Annotated in this window: 18 protein-coding genes; 8 read left to right on the top strand and 10 right to left on the bottom strand. The window is 51.9% G+C overall.

What is annotated here, in order from left to right; genetic code table 11:
* The first annotated feature begins 142 nt into the window (after positions 1 to 142).
* Entirely contained in the window at positions 143 to 910 is a 768-nt protein-coding gene (locus NDA01_RS13280) for a proteasome-type protease (protein ID WP_348228302.1), read from the top strand.
* 6 nt (positions 911 to 916) lie between these two features.
* On the opposite strand, the gene NDA01_RS13275 is transcribed toward NDA01_RS13280, so the two are convergent.
* From NDA01_RS13275 to NDA01_RS13265, 3 genes are read right to left on the bottom strand one after another with little or no spacing between them, the layout of a single operon-like run.
* The gene (locus tag NDA01_RS13275; RefSeq protein WP_348228301.1) at positions 917 to 1,819 is read right to left on the bottom strand and encodes a transglutaminase family protein; all 903 of its coding nucleotides are present in this window, start codon (positions 1,817 to 1,819) and stop codon (positions 917 to 919) included.
* 30 nt (positions 1,820 to 1,849) lie between these two features.
* Entirely contained in the window at positions 1,850 to 2,800 is a 951-nt protein-coding gene (locus NDA01_RS13270; RefSeq protein ID WP_190434935.1) for an alpha-E domain-containing protein, read from the bottom strand.
* A gap of 13 nt (positions 2,801 to 2,813) precedes the next feature.
* Positions 2,814 to 4,247, bottom strand: a complete 1,434-nt coding sequence (locus tag NDA01_RS13265) for a circularly permuted type 2 ATP-grasp protein (protein WP_190559941.1) — start codon at positions 4,245 to 4,247, stop codon at positions 2,814 to 2,816.
* Positions 4,248 to 4,467: 220 nt separating this feature from the next.
* On the opposite strand from NDA01_RS13265, the gene NDA01_RS13260 reads away from it, so the two are divergent.
* Positions 4,468 to 5,118 (top strand): zinc ribbon domain-containing protein, encoded by a 651-nt coding sequence (locus tag NDA01_RS13260; protein ID WP_348228300.1) that lies wholly within the window; start codon positions 4,468 to 4,470, stop codon positions 5,116 to 5,118.
* Here the strand turns inward: NDA01_RS13260 and NDA01_RS13255 are convergent.
* Positions 5,115 to 6,203 carry a potassium channel family protein gene (locus tag NDA01_RS13255; RefSeq protein ID WP_348228299.1) on the bottom strand — a complete coding sequence of 363 codons (1,089 nt, stop codon included), beginning with the start codon at positions 6,201 to 6,203 and terminating at the stop codon, positions 5,115 to 5,117. The genes NDA01_RS13260 and NDA01_RS13255 overlap by 4 nt on opposite strands.
* 162 nt (positions 6,204 to 6,365) lie before the next feature.
* On the opposite strand from NDA01_RS13255, the gene NDA01_RS13250 reads away from it, so the two are divergent.
* Both NDA01_RS13250 and NDA01_RS13245 read left to right on the top strand, forming a co-directional pair.
* A complete protein-coding gene (locus NDA01_RS13250) occupies positions 6,366 to 7,043 on the top strand; it encodes a potassium channel family protein (protein WP_190434922.1) in 678 nt (225 codons plus the stop codon).
* A 150-nt stretch (positions 7,044 to 7,193) separates the two neighbouring features.
* Positions 7,194 to 7,319: a hypothetical protein gene (locus NDA01_RS13245; RefSeq protein WP_255525014.1), complete on the top strand. Its 126-nt coding sequence runs from the start codon at positions 7,194 to 7,196 to the stop codon at positions 7,317 to 7,319.
* A gap of 196 nt (positions 7,320 to 7,515) precedes the next feature.
* Here NDA01_RS13245 and NDA01_RS13240 read toward each other — a convergent pair whose 3' ends face one another.
* Positions 7,516 to 9,153 (bottom strand): cation:proton antiporter, encoded by a 1,638-nt coding sequence (locus NDA01_RS13240; protein WP_190435114.1) that lies wholly within the window; start codon positions 9,151 to 9,153, stop codon positions 7,516 to 7,518.
* A gap of 198 nt (positions 9,154 to 9,351) precedes the next feature.
* Between NDA01_RS13240 and NDA01_RS13235 the strand changes: the two genes are divergently transcribed.
* Positions 9,352 to 10,620 (top strand): aspartate aminotransferase family protein, encoded by a 1,269-nt coding sequence (locus NDA01_RS13235; RefSeq protein ID WP_348228298.1) that lies wholly within the window; start codon positions 9,352 to 9,354, stop codon positions 10,618 to 10,620.
* A gap of 201 nt (positions 10,621 to 10,821) precedes the next feature.
* Here the strand turns inward: NDA01_RS13235 and cax are convergent, their stop codons facing one another.
* Entirely contained in the window at positions 10,822 to 11,919 is a 1,098-nt protein-coding gene (gene cax / locus NDA01_RS13230; RefSeq protein ID WP_348228297.1) for a calcium/proton exchanger, read from the bottom strand.
* A gap of 102 nt (positions 11,920 to 12,021) precedes the next feature.
* Between cax and NDA01_RS13225 the strand changes: the two genes are divergently transcribed.
* Complete coding sequence (locus NDA01_RS13225) at positions 12,022 to 13,056, top strand: VOC family protein (protein ID WP_348228296.1); 1,035 nt, start codon at positions 12,022 to 12,024, stop codon at positions 13,054 to 13,056.
* A 215-nt stretch (positions 13,057 to 13,271) separates the two neighbouring features.
* On the opposite strand, the gene NDA01_RS13220 is transcribed toward NDA01_RS13225, so the two are convergent.
* Genes NDA01_RS13220 through NDA01_RS13210 form a run of 3 tightly spaced genes read right to left on the bottom strand, consistent with a single transcriptional unit; the run spans position 13,272 to position 16,213 of the window.
* On the bottom strand, positions 13,272 to 14,582 hold the full coding sequence (locus NDA01_RS13220) for a CHAT domain-containing protein (protein ID WP_348228295.1): 1,311 nt from the start codon (positions 14,580 to 14,582) through the stop codon (positions 13,272 to 13,274).
* Positions 14,583 to 14,589: 7 nt separating this feature from the next.
* The gene (locus tag NDA01_RS13215; RefSeq protein WP_348228294.1) at positions 14,590 to 15,396 is read right to left on the bottom strand and encodes a DUF1838 domain-containing protein; all 807 of its coding nucleotides are present in this window, start codon (positions 15,394 to 15,396) and stop codon (positions 14,590 to 14,592) included.
* A gap of 58 nt (positions 15,397 to 15,454) precedes the next feature.
* Positions 15,455 to 16,213, bottom strand: coding sequence for a Uma2 family endonuclease (locus NDA01_RS13210; protein ID WP_348228293.1), 759 nt, complete (start codon positions 16,211 to 16,213; stop codon positions 15,455 to 15,457).
* A 179-nt stretch (positions 16,214 to 16,392) separates the two neighbouring features.
* Between NDA01_RS13210 and NDA01_RS13205 the strand changes: the two genes are divergently transcribed.
* Entirely contained in the window at positions 16,393 to 17,091 is a 699-nt protein-coding gene (locus tag NDA01_RS13205) for an RAD52 family DNA repair protein (RefSeq protein WP_190434903.1), read from the top strand.
* Here the strand turns inward: NDA01_RS13205 and NDA01_RS13200 are convergent, their stop codons facing one another.
* Complete coding sequence (locus NDA01_RS13200; RefSeq protein WP_348228292.1) at positions 17,092 to 19,212, bottom strand: amylo-alpha-1,6-glucosidase; 2,121 nt, start codon at positions 19,210 to 19,212, stop codon at positions 17,092 to 17,094. It lies immediately after the preceding gene.
* Positions 19,213 to 19,424: 212 nt separating this feature from the next.
* Here NDA01_RS13200 and NDA01_RS13195 point away from each other — a divergent pair, with 212 nt between their 5' ends.
* Positions 19,425 to 19,628, top strand: coding sequence for a DUF751 family protein (locus NDA01_RS13195; RefSeq protein WP_190434895.1), 204 nt, complete (start codon positions 19,425 to 19,427; stop codon positions 19,626 to 19,628).
* Positions 19,629 to 19,729: the final 101 nt, after the last annotated feature.

Genomic DNA, 19,729 nt, shown 5'->3' with positions numbered 1-19,729 from the left:
CTATCCTGCATGATTTTGAAGCTCAACTAGTCGGGCGATCGCTTGTTCCAATCTTTTAAGGCGATCGTTCATCTTAAAAAAAGTTTTCCCAGAACGGCTCTGGCTCTACAATCAAGGGAAATTCTTCATCCCCGAACCCACCGTGACTTACTGTCTGGGAATCCTGACTAAATTTGGTTTGGTCATGGCTGCGGACTCGCGCACCAATGCTGGCGTTGACTACATCTCTACTTATCAAAAGCTGTTTGATTTATCTCAGCCCGGAGAGCGGATTCTGCTGCTTTGCACCTCAGGCAATCTGTCGGTGACGCAAGGCGCTTTGACCCTGCTGCGGCAAGACCTCCAATGTGGGGCGGCAGTGAATCTCCATACCTTGCCCAACTTCTACGAGATTGCCCGTTACATCGGCGAAAAGCTGCGCCAAATTCAGGAGCAAGACCGCTCTTGGTTGCAGCAAGATGGCATTGATGCCACCTGTACCGTGATTCTCGGGGGTCAGATCAAAGGGCAAGAGCCAGAGCTGTATATGATTTACAGTCAGGGCAACTGCATCCATGCCACTAAAGACACCCCATTTTTGCAAATTGGCGAAACTAAGTATGGCAAGCCGATTCTCGATCGCACCTTAACTTTTGAGACGCCTCTAGAAGCAGCCGCTAAATGTGCCTTGCTGTCGATTGACTCCACCATGAAATCCAATATCTCGGTGGGGCCGCCGATCAGCTTGGTCATGTATGAAATCGATAGCTTCCGGATCAAGCATGAACTGCGGCTCCGGATTGGCGCACCTTACTTAGCTCAAATTCGCAGACATTGGGAAGCCTGTTTGCGTCAAGCCTTTGAATGTATGCCAGAGATTGAGTGGGAGCACGCCCTCCAAGACTCAAACGAAGATATCCCCATTGATTAGAAGCGATTAAGTGTTCGTGGCAAATTGGGATAGCCCAAAGTCTGTGCGGGCTTGAATCGATAAGTGGTATTTCAGGCTAGATTGCACTGCACCCGCTCGATTCAATGTCCCAGAAATGGGAGCTGCGTAAGCTGGAGGGGCACTGGCAACTAAAGCAATGTGATGATCCGCCACCGCTAGACCTTGGGTGGGATCATAGCCGCGCCAGCCTGCTCCAGGGAGATAAACCTCTGCCCAAGCATGGAGATGTCTCTCGGTAGCTTGGCGATCGCCCGCTTCATAGCCGCTGACAAACCGTGCCGCCAACCCCATCGCTCGGCAAGCTTCCATAAACAACACGGTCAAATCGCGGCAGGAGCCTAAGCGTTGCGCCCAGGTGATCCCTGGTGCTAGGGGTTCGCCAAATTCCCGAATCGTATGTTTACAGGTTTGGTGAATGCGTTGACTCAGCTCGGAGAGAAACGCGATCGCATCTCCTCCAGTGGCTTGGTGAATTTCCTGTGCCAATTTCACAGCGACGGGATCAAGGCTGGTGGAGTAATGCAGTGTTTGCCCGCTTAGGTAGGGTTTGAGCTGTGTATGGAGGGAGGCAGGATAATCAATCGGCAACTTCAGCGCCCAAGCCTCCATCAAATAGTCGAAGGGGTTGCTGCGGAGGGTTTCGACTTGCGACAACACTTGAATCTGCAAGCGATCGGTCAACTCTTGCTGGAACCAGAGCTTAACCACCGCATTGCCATCTAAATCGGTAATCTGCGAGATGCCCAGTGGTTTGGGATCAACCACCAGCGAGAAGGACTGCAACGATTGGCTGGCATCACAGCGGGGACGCAGCCTGACCAAGTGCGGAGCCAGCGTCACAGGCTGACTGTAGCTGTAGGTAGTGGTGTGGGCGATTTGGTAATGCAAGGAAAGTCAGGAGGAGTGAGGGGCCAATGCTTATACCGGATTGACGGCGACAAAGGTAGAAAAGACTTTTTCGCCAATGTCATTCAGTTGTCGCTGAATTTTATCTAAAAACTCATGTAACCCTGCTTCAATGATGTCGTCAATCGTCAGGTAGCCGAGTTCAGATCGTAACCGTCCCACTGCCCGCTCAGTCGGATTGCTCCAGGTTCCGGTTGGGGTGCCTGTGATGCGATGCAGCGATCGCTCAGCTTGTAGGATGCAAAACTGAATCGAGCGGGGAAATTCGCGATCGAGAATCAGAAACTCTGCTACGGCAGTGGGGTTAATTCGGTGCCGCTGCCGCTTACGATACATTTCATAAGCGCTCGCTGACCTGAGCAACGCCATCCATTGCAACTCATCCAAGGTGGTCCCCACATCTTTGGCGGAGGGGAGCAAGATGAAGTACTTCACATCCAGAATCCGCGCTGTTTTGTCGGCTCTTTCTAGCAATCGACCAATCTGACCAAAGTGCCAACCTTCGCCGTGGGTCATCGTGGCATCCATGATGCCTGCGAATAAGTGACTAGACATTTTTACCTCAGTAAAGAAGTCCTGCCACTCTGGCAGCGAATCAGTCTCAGCCGCCTCTTTCACCATAAAGTAGAAGGCATTGAGCTGTTGCCACATCTCGGAGGAAATCACTTCTCGCACGGAACGGGCATTCTCTCGCGCTGCTGACAGACAAGAGAGGATGGAATTAGGATAGTGGCGATCGAAGGTGAGAAACCGCATTACATTCTCTGCGGTCGCCTCACCATAGCGCTGTTGAAATAAGGGCAAATCGCCCGTCGTGAGGATCAGCGGTTCCCATTGCTGGGTAACTCCAGGGGGGGAATCTAGCAATAAATTCAGATTCACTTCAATAAAACGAGCGACATTTTCGGCTCGTTCCACATAGCGATTCAGCCAATAAATTGAATCTGCGACTCGACTGAGCATCTCTTTTATCTCCTTACTTGCAGACCACCCAAGTATCTTTGCTACCGCCGCCCTGAGAGGAGTTGACGACGAGGGAGCCTTTTCTGAGCGCCACTCTGGTTAAACCGCCAGGACTGACATAGATGTTTTTGCCGTAGAGAATGTAGGGGCGCAGATCGACGTGGCAGCCTTCGATTTGCTCTTCCATCAAGGTAGGCACTCGGGAGAGACAAAGGGTGGGCTGAGCGATGTAATTGCGGGGGTTAGCCTTAATTTTCTCGGCAAAGGCTTCCCGCTCTGCTGCCGAGGCTTGGGAACCAATCAACATGCCATATCCCCCCGACTCGTTCGCTGCTTTGACCACTAGTTTGTCTAGGTTAGCCAAAACATGGCTTTGCTGTTGGGGTTCCCAGCACAGATAAGTCGGGACGTTGGCGAGCATTGGCTCTTCACCTAAGTAGTAGCGAATGATTTGTGGCACATAGGCGTAAATCACTTTGTCGTCAGCGATCCCAGTTCCTAACGCATTGGCGAGGGCGACTCGTCCGGCGCGATACACGTCCATCAAGCCTGGAACACCGAGCATCGAATCGGAGCGAAAGGCAAGCGGGTCGATAAAATCATCATCAATGCGGCGGTAGATTACATCCACGCGCTGCAACCCTTTGGTGGTCCGCATTTGCAGATAGCCATCCGCCACCACGAGATCGCGCCCTTCCACCAGTTGCACACCCATCTGCTGGGCCAGAAAGGAATGCTCAAAGTAGGCTGAGTTATAGATACCAGGGCTCAGCACCACCACGGTAGGATCGCTCAGATGCTCTGGTGCTAGATTCAGCAGAGTTTCTAGCAGGTGACTGGAGTAGTCTTCTACGGGTTGAATCGGCATGGTGTTGAAGAGTTGCGGGAAGGTACTCTTCATGACCCGGCGATTTTCTAACACATAGGACACGCCAGAAGGACAGCGGAGGTTGTCTTCCAGCACATACCAGCGACCATCGCGATCGCGCACCAAATCAGTCCCGGTGATGTGGCACCAAATCCCTCCCGGCGGGTTTAATCCCAGGCAAGGCTTGAGAAATCCGGTGGCCGAATAAATCAGCTCTGCCGGAATCACGCTATCCCGCAGAATTTTTTGCTCGTTATAGATGTCATGCAGAAACAAGTTCAGGGCGTAGATGCGTTGCTTTAAGCCTTGTTCTAGTTCTTTCCATTCCTGCGCCGAGACAATGCGGGGAATAATATCAAAGGGCATGATGCGCTCGGTGCCCTGACCATCGCTATACACATTGAACGTTACGCCCAACTTCATCAAGGCGATCTGGGCAGATTGCTGGCGACGTTTGATTTCACTAGCAGAGAAAGAATTAAACCGCTCGATTAAGAGGGTGGCTTCCGGACGGGGCTTACTTTTGGCAATAAACAACTCGTCATAAAAACCCTCTGGATCATAGTGATCAAATCGCACGGCAAACCACCCACCTTGCTGGAGTCATTCATCCTTGATAGAGGCTGAGAGAGTTCGATACTGTAGCCACTGATACGGAATCTTCTTTAGAACGCTTTAGAGTCAAATAACAATTTCTATCACTCGCCGCTGTTCCTGAAACCTGCCCGAAACTTTTCTAGGGAATCTTAATACCCGTTCTCCGAACTTCCACGTTAACTTGCTAGTGAACGCGATCGCCATGCTTAATCTTTCTATGGCTTACATTGGCAATCTCAGCAGTACCGAGCAACTCCAGGTCGAGAACGTAGGAACCCAAACTGCGATCGCCTTGACCAGCGCCAGTACGAGTCAGCAGCAGAGTCAGTGGACTAGCCTCACCACAGGTCATTGGGTGGTGCCGCCCACCTTATTCCGAACTCCGGCTGGCTGGATCTTGCGGATTGAATCGGCTCAAGGTCAATTCTTTGTGCAACTGGCAGGGGGCAGGCTCAATCTGTTGACTGCGCCACCCAGCTTGACAGGGGCAGAAACTTTACCGCTCCAACCAGTGGCTGGAACCAATACTGGTGCTGCTGCGGCATCATCTATGCCACCCATGCTGCCGATCGCTCCCCTATCACCCCTGCCACCGATGTCGCCGCTGCCGTCTATGCCACCCATGCAGATGGGAGATATGCAAATGCAGCTAGAACTCATGCAGATGCGAATGGGCAATATGCAAATGCAGATTGGCACCCCTCCCGTCACTTCAACTCCTTTAACTCCTGCTCCCGCTCCCGCACCTTCCTCCACCGAATCAGCCCAGCGCTTCTGCTCGCAGTGTGGCAAAGCCGTTAGCCTCAGCGATCGCTTTTGTGCTCAATGTGGTCATGCTTTAACCGCACCTTAGGTGTGCTTGGGGAGGCGGGGCACGCGGTGGCGAATCGGACCCAGAACTTGATTGAGTTCGCGCAGTTGCTCGGCGGTTCCCATAGAAATGAGCACATCTCCGGTCATCAAGGTGGTGTCGGCAGTGGGACCGGCAATCAAGCTACCGTCAGCCCGACGAATTGCTAGCACTAAGGCTCCGGTTTGCGATCGTAGGCGAGCTTCCCGTAGAGTTTGGCCGACATAGGGGCAAGTGCCTGGCTCCAGCAAGCACTCCTCCATGTAGAAGGCTCGGTCTGTCCCAGTCAAAATACCATCGACAAAATCCATCACCTGAGGTCTGAGGGCAGCGGCGGCCATGCGTTTACCGCCCGTGATATAAGGCGATACGACGGCATCTGCACCCCCTCGTTGTAGCTTTTTGAGGGCTTCTTCGGTGCTGGCTCTGGCGATCGCCCGGACTTGCGGATTCAGAGTTTTGGCCGAAAGCACGGTGTAGAGATTCTCGGCATCGGAAGGCAAAGCTGCTACCAAACAAACGGCTCGCTCAATCCCCACCCCAGTTAGTACCTCGTCGAGCGTGGCATCGCCTTGAATGGCCACATAGCCTAGCTCCTGCGCTTCGTGCACCTCCGCCAGATCAGAATCAATGGCAATAAAGGGGATGCCCTCGGCCTTAAACTCTAAAGCAATCTGACGACCCGTTCGCCCAAACCCACAGAGAATATAGTGTTGTGTCAGTGATTCCATGATGCGCCGTCGCTGCTGTAACCGCAGTCCTGCTTGAAAGTACCCTTGAATCAACGCTTCTGTGAACCGATTGACGATATAGCCGATCGCCACCACTCCCATCAAAATCAAGATGATAGTAAATAACCGTCCGCGATCGCCCAGCTCATGGACTTCCATAAAGCCAACGGTCGCTAGGGTGATCACGGTCATGTAGGCGGCATCCAGCCAGCGCCACCCCTCAACCCAGCAATACCAAACCGTGCCAATCAGAAACACTCCCATGAGAGCGATCGCGCCGCCGATCAATTCAGCTTTAATGCGTCGATATCTTTGCTCAATGGTGGCTTGAGAGTTAAAGAGGTTATCGGGATTCACATAGCAACGCTAAAGGGTCTCTGTTTGCAGAATAACCGCGATCGAGGGGTGTGGTGCAAAAACGTTGCGAGCTCCTCTCTCTAGGACAGGTGACTCGTGGTACAGCCGCGAGTTGGTGACAACTTGTAAAGTAAAGCAAGGGGCCTTCATCAAGGGAAAGCAATGTACGTACTGATTGGGGGAGCAGGGTTAATCGGGCTTAACTTGGCCCAGAGATTGGTGGATTTAGGACATACGGTGGCGGTGATAGATATTGACCCAGTGGCCTGCCGCTACGCCCGCGAGCAAGTGGGAGTCATGGCTTTTGAAGGCAGTGCTGTCAGCACAGAAGTTTTGCTGGAAGCGGGAATTCGCAAAGCCGATGCTTTGGCTGCGGTCTTACGGGATGATGCCCTAAATTTAGCAATGGCTACTTTAGGTAAGCATTACGGGGTGCCGCAAATCATGGTGCGGATGCGGCATCGAGACTTTGGTGAACCCTACCGCATTGCTGGAGCGACGCATGTGATCAATGCGATCGAGCTAGCGGTATCGACGATGGTGAATGCGATCGAATATCCAGAGGTGGAATCGATCATGCACTTTGAGCAAGGCCAGATTGAAGTGTTGAAGCTAGCAATTCCCAACCAATGTCATGTGGTCGGGCGCAGTGTGGCAGAAGTGGCGCAAGATCAACGCTTTCCAACCGGATCTTTGATCATTGGCTATCAAACCCACCCGCAAACCTCGCTGAAAATCCCCAACGGCAGCACCGTGTTAGAACCCGGATCAACCATTTTGATTGTCACTAAGCCAGGAACCTTGCATGAGGTAATTGATTTTGTGCAGGGCTGCACTTGATACAAAAGCCTTTTGAAGGAGATATGTCATGAGGTGGAACTCCTATATGGAGTTAGCCTTGCATCACAATGCTTGAGATAGAGAAAATCTAAGGGCTCAAACTACTAACATGAAACCTGAAATATCTAATAACAAACACCCTTATTACTTATGAAACCCGAATTTGCCATTCCTTATCAAACAGGTGCTAAATTATCTCAGCCTTCTGATGGTCAGGTGAAATCCATTTTGCCAACTCCACCTAGTAGTCAAGAGCCTTCTAAGGTGCAGAAATAAGTAGTTATTTGCTAGGGGTGGTCGCTATTGAGGGCGAATGAGGTCAGGCATTGACTCGGCCCTCAAAAAGTTAAGGTAGAACCACCTCAAGCAAAAACTTAGATAAAACTTCCTGGCAAATTGAACTTCGCGGTTCGGCGATCGCTGCTACTTATTCTGTTCTAGAAGTTGAGAAATCAGAAATTGAATACTAGCTTTAATCGTCTTCTAGCTTTAATAATTGCTCATCAATCTGGCGCAAACGCGATCGCACGATCACTTCAGACAAAACCCGTTTCCGCAGGGCATCATTGAGCGCGCCTTTCTCTACTAAAAGTAAGCGTCTGCGGATGGCATCGAGCTTAATGCGATCGCCAAAGGTCTCTGCCGCTCCATTGCCCACATTGGCAGTATCAATGCGGCGGTTGAACAAGTCTCGTAGAGTCTTTTCCGCCGATACCACGCGCACCTGATAGCCAGAGCGCATTTCTTCAAAGATAGAGCGGGGCAACACGCCAGTTTTGAGTAAACCATCCAGTTCGTCTTGAGCCGCTTTGGCAGCAATTAGCTGCGCCTGTAACTCTTCCACCTGTTGGCCTGCATCGGAGATTTGAGACAGTTGCAACTGCCGAACTACCCAAGGTAAGCCCAGCCCTTGCACCACCAACGACAGCAACACTGCCCCAAACACCAACACAATTAATTCGCCACGTCCGGGTAAGCTGGCTGGCAAGCTGAGCGCTAAGGCCATCGACAACGACCCTTTGATATTGCCGAGAAATAGCACATGTTGCCAGCGCAACGGCACAGCACGATCGAACCAACCCACGACTGCCAGCAAGGGATACACACAGAGCGATCGCCCGACTTGGTAGGCCAAGACTCCTAGCAACACCGCAGGCAGCGTCCGCCACAGCACGGGTAAATCAATTTCTAAGCCAATCAGCAAAAAGATAAAGGTATTGACCCCGAATCCCGCGTAGTCCCAGAAACTCAACAGCGTGATCCGGCTAGATGCAGACACCCCCCGCGACAAGCCCAAGTTGCCGAGAATTAACCCCGCCACGACCACCGCTACCACCCCAGATACGGCAATCAACTGGGAAAGCTGAAAGGCTCCGAGCGCCACGGCCACAGTGAGCAGAATACTGCTGAGTGGGTCATCTGAGCGCACAAATAACTCAGTGCTTAAGTATCCTAAAGCCGCCCCGACTAGAGAACCCCCCACAATCACCACGATTAGTTCTTGAATACTTTCGCCTACAGTGACGGAGCCCGTTTCATAAACCTTCAAAATCAAGCTGAATAGAACGAGAGCGATACCGTCGTTGAATAAGCTCTCTCCTTCGACAATGGTGGAAAGCCGTGCTGGAACTGGAACTTCCTTAAACACAGCAATGACCGAAACCGTATCGGTGATCGCTAGAATCACGCCAAGCAGGAGGGCTGGAATCCAGGCGAGTTCTAAACCAAATTTCAGGATGATGGCTGTGATCCCCGATGCGATCACCACACCCGGTCCTGCCAACAATACAATCGGCTTTATCAGACTCCGCAAACGACTGATATCGGTGTTGATCGCCGCTTCAAACAACAGAATTGGCAGAAACAAATTCAGAATCAGGGAAGAATCCAGGCCGATGCGATTGGGCAAAAATTCGGCGATCGCCAGTCCTGCCAACACCAACCCAGTCACATAGGGAATCCGAAATCGTCGCGACAACAAGGCAACGACCGTGGCGACGAGCAACAGAATAATCAGCGTGGGAACTAAGGCTGCAACTTGCCCTTGATTGGAAGTGATCAGCAATAAAGATATGTTTCCAGAAAATCCAGTCAGTTGGCTCAAGTGCATGGCTTAGGAAAGAGGTAGTTGCAAACGACAAGATTGATTGAGCAAGCTGAAGTTGCCCTATAGTTCAGTCCAAAGTTTAGTCGTTAAGAAACCTTGAATAAACTCTGCCTGGAAGCTGCACAGGTTTTCGCAAAATTCGATTAATCTAGGAGTTTGACCAGTTCTTCGCAGTTTAGTACTCGTACAAGGATTAAGTCTGTGAGCCCAGAAACGCTAGTCCCACATCTTCCTGTAGAGCCAGCAGCTGCTCCTTTTAATGCAGCTGAGTTTGATGAATATGTCATGACCACCTACGGGCGTTTTCCCTTGGCGCTGGAGCGAGGATTGGGTTGCCGCGTTTGGGACACAGAAGGCCGAGAGTACCTAGACTTTGTGGCGGGGATCGCCACCTGTACTTTGGGTCATGCTCACCCCGCTTTGGTGGCCGCTGTAACGCAGCAAATCCAAACGCTACATCACGTCTCCAATCTCTACTACATTCCGCAGCAAGGTGAACTGGCGAAGTGGCTGGTGGAGCATTCTTGTGCCGATCGCGCCTTTTTCTGTAACTCTGGCGCGGAAGCAAATGAAGGAGCGATCAAGCTAGCTCGTAAGTATGCTCACACGGTTCTGAATATTAGCGATCCGGTGATCATCACCGCCCATGCCAGTTTCCACGGACGCACCTTAGCAGCGATTACGGCCACAGGCCAGCCTAAGTACCAGAAGAACTTTAATCCGCTGGTGCCAGGGTTCCACTATGTGCCCTACAACGACTTGGCAGCGCTAGAAGCGGCGATCGCGGAGTTAGACAGCCAAGAGCGGCGAGTGGCGGCAATTCTACTGGAGCCGTTGCAGGGCGAAGGGGGCGTAAATCCGGGGGATGTGGCTTACTTCCAGCGGATTCGCGAAATTTGCGACCAAACAGGTATTTTGTTGATGCTGGATGAAGTGCAAGTCGGCATGGGCCGCTCTGGCAAGCTCTGGGGCTACGAGAACCTGGGGATTAAGCCGGATGTCTTTACGTCTGCCAAGGGTTTGGGTGGCGGCATTCCAATTGGGGCGCTGCTGTGCAAGTCTTTCTGCGATGTCTTTGAGGCAGGCGACCATGCCAGCACTTTCGGTGGCAATCCGTTTGTCTGTGGCGTGGCTTTGAGTGTCTGCCACACGCTGGAGCAGGAAAACTTGCTGGCGAATGTTCAAGCCAGGGGAGAGCAATTGCGGGCTGGGTTAGAGGCGATCGCTCAGCGTTATCCCACCTTGCTCGCTGAGGTGCGCGGTTGGGGTCTGATTAATGGTTTGGTGTTGCAGCCAGAGGTTAGCTTAACGGCTGGGGATATTGTGAAGGCGGCAATGGCTGAGGGTTTGTTGTTGGTTCCGGCGGGGCCGAAGGTGTTGCGGTGGGTGCCACCATTGATTGTGAGTGAGGCGGAGGTGGCTCAGGCTTTACAAGCGGTGGAGCGGGCGATCGCTAGTTTATCAATTTAGTTAAATCCGAGCCTTGGGGGCACTCGCCCCCAAACCCCCGCTGAGGGACGGTTGCGTCCCCCAGACCCCCTCCAAACGAATCTAAGTGTGAGTGCTTCGATACTTGGGGTTGTTACTTCTTAGTTTCTAACTTCTGGCTCCTTATCCTTTCTCTCTGTCTTCACTTTTCATCTCTCATCCTCCCTCCTGCATCCTTTCCCTCTACGCTGGATGGAAGTAAAAAGCTGCCCCTAACACGGTGTAGGTTGCTAGGAGTAATGCGCCTTCTAGCCAGTTAGAGCGTCCGTCTAGGCTGATTAGGTTGGCGACGACGACGGCGATCGCGACGGCGACGATTTCAAAGGGGTTGAAGCTGAGATCCATCGGTTGACCAATGAACTGACCGACTAAGACTAGGATGGGGGCGACTAGCAGGGCGACTAGCAGGCTGGACCCCATCGCAACGGAGACGGACAGGTCCATGTTGTTTTTGATGGCGACGCGAACGGCGGTCACATATTCTGCGGCACCACCTACTAGGGGCAACAGAATAACGCCAGTAAAGAGGGGTGTCAGTCCTAAGCCTGCGGTAGCTTCCTCGACGACGCCGACAAACAACTCTGACTCGAAGGCGACTCCCAACGTGGCTATGATCAGGACTCCAATCCAGAGCGGTAGGCTGGGTTTGTGCGTAGTTGTCTCGGAGTGCGAAGTTTGGGCAGCCGTTGATTCTTCTAAATCTGATAGCCCGACCTCATAGAGATAACTATGGGTTTTAAGAGAAAACAACAAAGTTAAGCCGTAAACGATGATCAGAACTGCGGCGACGGTAAGGGAAAGGTTGGTCATCGCCTTTGGTTCAACGCCATCCGAGGTGTAGAGTACGACCGCAGGTAAGACGAGTGCGGTCACTGCCAGGGTCATGGAGGAACCATTTACCCGCGCCACAATCGGTTGAAAGTCTTGCTCTTTGTAGCGCAAACCACCCAAAAACATCGATAGGCCCATCACCAAAAGTAGGTTACTGATGATGGTTCCTGTGATGCTGGCTTTCACAATATCAATCAGGCCTGCCCGGAGTGCAACCAAGGCAATAATCAACTCGGTGGCGTTGCCAAAAACGGCGTTTAATAACCCACCAATGGAGGGGCCAGTAATGACAGCGACTTCCTCGGTGGCTGTACTCAACCAAATTGCCAACGGAACGATCGCGATCGCTGAGGTGATAAACACAGCCAGTGATCCCCAGTGCAGTTGTTCTGCCGCAATGGAAATAGGGATAAAGACTAATAGACCAAGCGAAAACAGTTTTTTTACCATAAAGCCACTTGTGGCGTGGATGAGATAACGGGCATTGTCAATCTAGCAGGCTAGATTAGAATATGCTGCCTATACACTTCAATTTCGTTGGTGGCATTTTCGATGATTTCCAGCCAACCCAAAATTGTTGCAGGCATCTACGAAGTTTGTATCGGTGTACTAGACCCACTAGCACCGCTTCAGTACTGGGAGCAATTTGGCTATCGGATTGGGCAAATTGGCGAGTTGCCGTCAGAAACAGCTCTGCAATTGTATGGCGTGAATTCAGCAGTGCGATCGCTGCGGCTGTACCACCAAAATGCCGATCATGGCTTGATTCGCCTCATGGTTTGGGAGCACCCTACCAACGAAGGCTTAGGTTTAGATTCCATGAAAGTGAAAGGCAACCGTTGGGCCACCACTATGACCGCTGATGCTCTCACTCTGTGGAACCATGCCGAAGAAGCTGCTGCTGCGGGATGGCCCATCCGCTACATCCAGCCGCACTGGGAAGTCATTTATAACAAAGATCGCAAAAGTCAGCCTTTTACCAGCGATGCGATCGGCGTGCGCGAAATGCTGCTCCTGCAACCTCTGGCCCGCCAAGTCTTGTTTCAGCGATTCGGCTACAGCCTGCCCCACTACGGCACCATCCACGAACATGCCCGCTTCAAAACCAGCCAGTTCACTCACATGGGACTGGTGATTCAAGACGACAGCAAAACCAGCCTCAAATTTTACGAAGACGTGCTGGGCTTACTGCGAGTCCGCGACGACGTCGAAACCAGCTACGAAAGCTCACCCGCCGGACGCCAAATCTTTGACCTAGAACCCGGAGAACACTTCCTCGTCACCGCCTTCGACGAACCCCGCTCCTCCACCACAGACCTGCAAGCCGCCCGCTCCGGTAGACTCTATATCATCCGCTTCCCCGAATCCATCCCACTCCGCGATCGCCACACCCAGGCCCAACCCGGAAGCCTCGGCATGTCCCTTTACACCTACCGCGTCCAAGGACTTCAAGCAATGTGCGATCGCATCCAAACCAGCCCAGCAACCCAACTCACGGCCATCATCCCCAACGAATTCAACGAACCCAGTTTCTCCTTTACTGCTCCCGATGGTTACTTTTGGACATTAGTGGGTGGGGAAGGATGAGGGATGAAGGATGAAGTAGGAAGGATGAAAAAGAAAGAGTGAAGGGTGAGGAATCAGACGCTAAAAAGTAACGACCCCAAACTCGAAACCCCTAAACATCAGCTTCGTTTGGAGGGGGTCTGGGGGACGCAACCGTCCCTCAGCGGGGGTTTGGGGGCGAGTGCCCCCAAAGGCTCGGATTCAACAGACTTCGCTATACCCCAAACACCCCCAACCTACCAAGGACTCCCCACCACCGTAAACGCCGCCCAATAGTAAGGATGCGAGAGATCCTCATTCTGCCCTGCCAGTTCTGGAGGCAGCGAAAACGGTCCCCTAGAACTCCGCAACTGCCCGTTCTCAATCCGCACCTGCTTCCGCAATAGCGAAATTTGCACCTGTCGCAAAGCCTCCGCCTTAATTGGAGCCGTTTGTAGTTGGCGATAAAACTCGCTCATCAAGCTTAAAGTCCCCCTATCGCTGACATACCACAAACTCGCGATCGCTGACTTCACCCCCGCCTGCACCGCCAAACCCGCAAACCCCAGCTCAGCATTGCGATCGCCAATCGCTGTTTTACAGGCACTCAGCACCAACAAATCCACCGGAGGCTTTTGCCACTGCAACTGCTGCATTTCGTTCAGCTGCAACTTGTCATCCCACAACTGGATATAGGAATGGCGAGGAGATCCTGGTTGAAAGTCAGCGTGAGTCGCCAAATGAATAATTTTGAAAGCTTGACTGGTGCGTTGGCGCTGCAAATTCGCCAGAGTGAAGTCTTGATTGAGAAAAAATTGCCGAGATTTAGTATTCCGAGCCACCAAGAATAACTCTACGGGAACGCTTGGCAAAGGGATATATTCCTTAAAGCTAGAAGCGCCCATCGCTAAAACAGGTGCCCTACGAATATCGCTGTAGAGAGTATCCGTCAAAGTAAAAGCAGGAATCCGAGACAGACTGTACTTCTCGACTAGAAACTGCTGCCCATCATGTAGCGCTGACAAGGGTAATGTACGCAGCCCTACCCCTAAGCAAAAGATCAACGTGTCGATTTTTTGAGCAGCCAACTCTGCTTCTAACGGCGAGAGCATCCATTCATAGAGTTGCTGTGCGGCTGGCAAATATTGATTACTAGGCTTAAGGCGAGGGTCGGCGATCGCTAGGCTAAACTGCTTGACCTTAGGCAACAACACCGAAGCAGGAGCCGCTGCAACGCGTTTTTGCACTGGGGGTTGACCAGGGCTAATGAGTACCAGTTCTAGTTGTTTGGCTCTGGGCACAACATAGATCAGAGCTGGCTTTTGGCCTGTTTGCGTTGCTAGTTGACTCAGGGTTTTGGCTACATCTGCCGCCGTAATAGTTGGGTCTGGAAAATTGACGCGAAAGTAATCTTCGTATTGCTTTTCCCAAGTTTGTTCAATCAGAGGGACTGCCTCTGTTACCCTTCCTTGGTCAAGCGCAGTATCTAGTGGAGCGGCATGGACAACAGAGGCGAAGAAGAGGGAGAGTACCAGCCATAAACCAATGCGGCGAATCACTTGCTTCATGACGACCTCACTCTGAAATTGGGAAGGTGGCTCCTGCTAAATAGTCGGCAAAGTGCTGTTTGAAGTAGAGCCAAGAAGTAACATCTGACTCATCTTGCGGAGATTGAGGAGCTGATTGGTAAGCGGGAACTCTAGTGTTGATCTCTGACTGTAGCTGTGGTGGCAACTCAGCCAAGCCACCTACCTTGCTACCGTAAGCACTGTAAATGAGCTGACCAGGGCGATCGCCCATCTTCATCCAGGGTAGCCAAGGCCCAATGCGATCCCAACCGAGGTGCAATTGAGAAACCGAATTGAGTTCAGGATTGAGCAGCTCTGCCAAAGGCACCGTAAGTTTGAACAGTTCCGCCGCTTGATAGATAGCTTGAGGGCTGTACTCCCGAAACCGATCGTCTCCCGCTAGAGGGTTGGGATAAGTTGGGAACAAATCAAATACGAAGGTGGCAATTTCACCATCCACTTGGGCTGGAAACTGACCTTGAAAGTAACCTTGCACCGGGTTGTTAGCGACATGCATTACAGGCAATGTCTCACCCGTCCAAGGATTGTGCCATTGATGCAAAATCTCGTTGGTGTTGGGGTCAAGGTAGTAGGTTAGCTCTCGCGAGACAAAATCCCAGACTCCTTCCTGCTCTGCTGGGATACAGCGGCTGACGCTCATACCCACCATTTTGAATAGGCGTTGCCGTTTCTCTCCGGGAATGAAGGCATAAATTGAGCCTGCCCAAGTTAACCAGCTTTGTTCCCTCGCATCCAGAGAGGCCCGTACTTTGACAAAATTCTTGGCATCAAACTCTCGAACTTCAGCAACCATGAATTTCCTCCTGGAATGCTTTAGTCTCAAGTTAGCTCATGCTTGGGCGATCGCTCTGCTAAATTTCTGAAGGATCTACGCCTAATTCTCGTAACTTCGCAGCCAGGCGATCGGCTCTTTGCTGTTCTTGTTCAGCCCGTTGGCGTTCTTGTTCAACCTGTTGCCACGCATGTCCAGCTCGCTGTCGTTCTGCCTCCGCCGATTCTTCTGGCGTGGGTACTAGCTGGCCTTCAGCCGTAAAGAAGCGCAACTGAGCTTTATGAATGCCCAAAAATAGCTGTAATTGCTGACTCCAGAGCAGACCTTGAGGATTGGGTTCTAAGGGTTCATAGCGACCATCTACCAGGTGAAATCCAGCAAATTCCAGGCGTTCCGGGTCGAACCAGAAATAGTCTGGAGTCCGAAAAATATCTTGATAAATTTGCTTTTTCAACCCTCGGTCGGTATCAGCAGTAGAGGGCGATAGCAGCTCCACGATGATGTTGGGATATTTGCCGTCTTCTTCCCAAACCACCCAACTTTTCCGAGGCTTCCGCTCTGTGCCAAGGACGACAAAGAAATCTGGCCCCCGGAATTGCTCAGACTTGCGCTGGCGAGGGCTGTAATAAATGGTGAGATTGCCTGCCGCAAAATAATCGTCGCGGGCTGTTAGTCCTCCCTGGTGCCAGCACCAATCCAGGCACTTTAACAGCAGCAGGAGTTGTTGCAAATGCAAATAGCTTTCCAAGGGTGGCTCATCACTCAGCAAGTCACTGGGGGGAAATATAACATCCTCTAGTGCATCTTCTGGCGTGCCCAAGTTAGGTGCATAAGTCATGGCAGCGGTGGCAACTCTAAGCTTAGTTTAGCCAAGTTTCTGATGGGTTCCGGCTCATCCTCACCGAGTCGTGATTTCCCCTAGGCGATCGCCCGTTCTATTGGAGACAATAGAAGGTAGAGATTTTGATTCAAGTTCCCGCCTGACTTCAGGCATCTAGTTATTGCACCCAACGACCTATGAAACTCGAAGAAATTCTGCCGCAACTGCAAGCGTGGTTTCTGCCAGAAGAGCACAAAGAGCGAGACTTGCCCGGAGGCGGGCGTTGGTTCTTTGTGCCGCACCAAATTATTACGCAACGGCTCAATGCGGTCTGCCCTGGTGAATGGAGTAGTCAGTATAGCGACCCGATTACGACAGGCGACTATACCGTGATTCGCTGCGAACTTACTATCTGTGGGGTCACGCGCACTGGCATTGGCGACGACAAAACCTTTCCAGAGATGAACGATCGCGGTAAAGCCAAAATCATTGGGACACCACCTGTGCGCGCTTTTCGTAACGCCTTCAAAGATGCAGCCGAGCAGTTTGGCCTGTGTGCTTACCTCGATGAGCAAAAGGGGCGGCAAGGCAAGGAATCTTTTATCCGCTACATGCAGGGAAAAGGCGATGGCAGAGCCGCTAAGTTTGCTTTGGAGAACGGTTGGAGTGGGGAGCCTACGCCGATCGCAGAGGGTCCGGTGGGTCGCGAGCGGTTGATGCAGGAAACTACTCACGAGATGAAGCGTTTGGGCTGGACTGAGCTTCAGGGCCGTAACTATCTCAAGCAGCAGTTTGCAGGTAAGGAGACTCGCTCGAAGCTGACTAACAACGAATTGAGCCAATTTCTGGCCTACCTCAAGTCCCAAGTTCCAGCAGCGATCGCTAAAACAGCGTAGCTATTCTCGACCTGGCCAGTGGCGGATCACTTCTGCGACTGACCAAGCTTGGGCGATCGCCCCTTGGGGATTGTGAGGGGCATCGCCATCAAAAATTTCGGAAATCGAACCGAGGCAAGCTTGTTGTTGCAGGTGATCAAGCAATGGTTGCCAGTCAAAAGGTAAGGGTTCGCTGTCCTGGGTGTCGAAGAAGCGTTCCCAAGCTCGCACAAAAGGACCAATTAACCAGCTCCAAACGGTGCCTTGATGGTAAGCACAATCACGAATCGGTTGGGGTGCCACACCTCCTGGTTGACCCAGATAGTACCCCACGTAGTCAGGATCAGCGGGGTCAAGGCTGCGTAAGCCATAGGGAGTGAGTAGGCGATCGCGAGCCACTTGCAACACTTGACGGGCTTGTTCTGCTGGGAAGCCGCAGTGGTGCAGAGACAACGCCAGAACTGCATTGGGACGGATTTTGGGGTCTGGGCGATCGTCCGGTTCAATGGTGTCGTAAAAGTATTGCTGCTCGCGATTCCAAAACTGCTGCAGCGACGCTTGGACCTGATCGGCATGTTGGCGGTAGCGTCGAGCTTGGTTAACCAACGTCTCAGGATTAGTAACAGCCTCTTTATCTAAGCGTTCAGCCCACTGGCTCGCCCAGCGCAGAGCTGAGTACCACAAAGCATTGATTTCTATCGGCTTGCCCCGCCGAGGCGTAATCGGCTTACCCTCAACTACCGCATCCATCCAGGTGAGAGCCACGCCGGGAGCATCCCAGGTGACGAGGCCATCCGCGGCATCCACCCGGATGTTGTAGAGTGTACCTGCAATAAAAGCTTTGTAGATTTTTTGCACCACTGGGTATTGTTGCGCCAAGAATTCCCAGTCTGCGGTTGCTTCCAGATAGAGACCAAGAATTTCAATCCACCACAAAGCAGCATCAATGCTGTTGTAGGAAGGCTGCACCCCCACGTCGGGAAAGGCGTTCGGAATCAGACCCAAGTGGCAATAGTGCCCAAAAGTTTGCAATAAGCCTTTGGCTAAGTCAAAACGTTGCGTTGCCAAGGCTAAGCCTGGTAGGGCAATCAGCGTGTCCCGTCCCCAATCGTTAAACCAGGGATATCCAGCAATTACAGTTGGGCCTGTAATCGAAGCGCGATACACCAAAAATTGGTCGCCTGCCCTGAGTAATTGATGCCACAAATGGCTCACATCGCTAGGTTTAGGCTCAGGCGGTTTTTCTGGGGGAGTGGAGGTTAAAGCTTGGGGAGACGCAGGTAGAACCGCAGCAAAGTCGTGGGCCAGTCGCTGTTGCTCGGCTTGAATGGCTGTTGTGAACAAAGAGTGATTGAGCAAAGGCAGCTCTACTTCCGGCCAGCCGACGCTAGCCTCTAGGGTTAACTGCTCACCGGGTTGCAGAACCGCAGTCAAATACCCAGGGCTGTAGAGGTCTTCGTAGTCAGCTAGTCCGCGTTGAGTTTCTGCTGGGTAGTGGTAGTTCCAGTACCAGAGGCCATCGGGTTCATAGTTGCCTTGTGTCCAGCGTAGATGCCACGGTGTGCCCACAATACCAGGACGAATCGCTTGCAACAGCAGTTGTTGCTGCCCCACAATTTGGGAAAAACGGACTTCCGGTTCGGCTCGTTGTTGGTGGTGAAAATCGCGATCGCCAATCAAAGGCCGCAATCTTAGTGTTGCTACCTCACTGCCTGCATAGCTGTATTGGATCAAAGTTTGGTGTCTAAAGCAAGATGACGGATTGCCCTGGGCAAGAGATGACGTGGAGTCGCGATCGCTTACCCATCCATAGGGCAAGATCAATCGGCGGGTGAGTTGTCCAGGAAAGTCTCCCCAAACCCAAGTTGGAACGGGGTCCACCGTAAAAGATTGCAAAAGTCTAAAGCCCTGAGGAGCAATGGCATCGTTTAACCAAAAATGTGTGCCTAAGGCAAAGACCTGTCCCGCAATCTCCAAACTTGCTTCAATGTGAGAAAGGAGGAGCGTGCGTTGGCTAGGCGGATCGAGGGCGGCAAATAGCCAACCATGATAGGTGCGAGTATGAGCATCACAAACGGTTCCACTGGCAAAGCTACCTAATCCATTCGTTAGCAGCCATTCCCGTGTATCTAAATCATCCATGCTGCTTAAGTTTTTATACCTAGTGTATGACCTTCCCGCTGGATTGTCTGCGGTCTGATGGTAAAACCCTAACCTAAACGTTCTAGACGTTGTAGAGAAATCTTGCAGCTTGCCACTTCAGCCCTAGAGAAACTACTTATGGCATTAAAATAAAAGTCGGACTCAGCACCTGGGCAAGCTTCAACTTTGAAACCCGCTACTAGATCAAAGCCATGAGAGACTTTTTGGTTAACGTATCTCGCTACCCCACCTACTTCATCAGTATTGGTTTGGGAGTCTTCCTAAATGCTGTCAGACCTTTAATCCCTCTTTTTAAGAAGCCCACCACCGCGATCGCCTTGACAGGCATCTTCGTCGCAGGCTTGGTCTTTCTCAGTCTGACGCTCCGGGCCATGCTAGGACTAAGCCCCGCTTAAGCACTTCATTTCTCTGGAGAGAGGTTGACTGCTCAACCCCTGCCTAAATTAGAAGTCTGTACCGAACATCTGCCCTGACATGAGGCTCATGTTCTGAGTAC

This window comes from Trichocoleus desertorum AS-A10, from assembly GCF_039962155.1.
GTDB lineage: Bacteria > Cyanobacteriota > Cyanobacteriia > FACHB-46 > FACHB-46 > Trichocoleus.
Note: the sequence above shows the minus strand (reverse complement) of the source record. Positions and strands in the feature narration are given on the sequence as shown.

Bases quoted from the DNA above. Each gene is read 5' to 3' on its own strand.
- NDA01_RS13225 (WP_348228296.1), top strand. From the start codon at position 12,022: ATGATTTCCAGCCAACCCAAAATTGTTGCAGGCATCTACGAAGTTTGT.
- NDA01_RS13270 (WP_190434935.1), bottom strand. From the start codon at position 2,800: ATGCTCAGTCGAGTCGCAGATTCAATTTATTGGCTGAATCGCTATGTG.
- NDA01_RS13205 (WP_190434903.1), top strand. From the start codon at position 16,393: ATGAAACTCGAAGAAATTCTGCCGCAACTGCAAGCGTGGTTTCTGCCA.
- NDA01_RS13215 (WP_348228294.1), bottom strand. From the start codon at position 15,396: ATGGTTGCTGAAGTTCGAGAGTTTGATGCCAAGAATTTTGTCAAAGTA.
- NDA01_RS13210 (WP_348228293.1), bottom strand. From the start codon at position 16,213: ATGACTTATGCACCTAACTTGGGCACGCCAGAAGATGCACTAGAGGAT.
- NDA01_RS13245 (WP_255525014.1), top strand. From the start codon at position 7,194: ATGAAACCCGAATTTGCCATTCCTTATCAAACAGGTGCTAAATTATCT.
- NDA01_RS13195 (WP_190434895.1), top strand. From the start codon at position 19,425: ATGAGAGACTTTTTGGTTAACGTATCTCGCTACCCCACCTACTTCATC.
- NDA01_RS13240 (WP_190435114.1), bottom strand. From the start codon at position 9,153: ATGCACTTGAGCCAACTGACTGGATTTTCTGGAAACATATCTTTATTG.
- cax (WP_348228297.1), bottom strand. From the start codon at position 11,919: ATGGTAAAAAAACTGTTTTCGCTTGGTCTATTAGTCTTTATCCCTATT.
- NDA01_RS13260 (WP_348228300.1), top strand. From the start codon at position 4,468: ATGCTTAATCTTTCTATGGCTTACATTGGCAATCTCAGCAGTACCGAG.
- NDA01_RS13220 (WP_348228295.1), bottom strand. From the start codon at position 14,582: ATGAAGCAAGTGATTCGCCGCATTGGTTTATGGCTGGTACTCTCCCTC.
- NDA01_RS13200 (WP_348228292.1), bottom strand. From the start codon at position 19,212: ATGGATGATTTAGATACACGGGAATGGCTGCTAACGAATGGATTAGGT.
- NDA01_RS13250 (WP_190434922.1), top strand. From the start codon at position 6,366: ATGTACGTACTGATTGGGGGAGCAGGGTTAATCGGGCTTAACTTGGCC.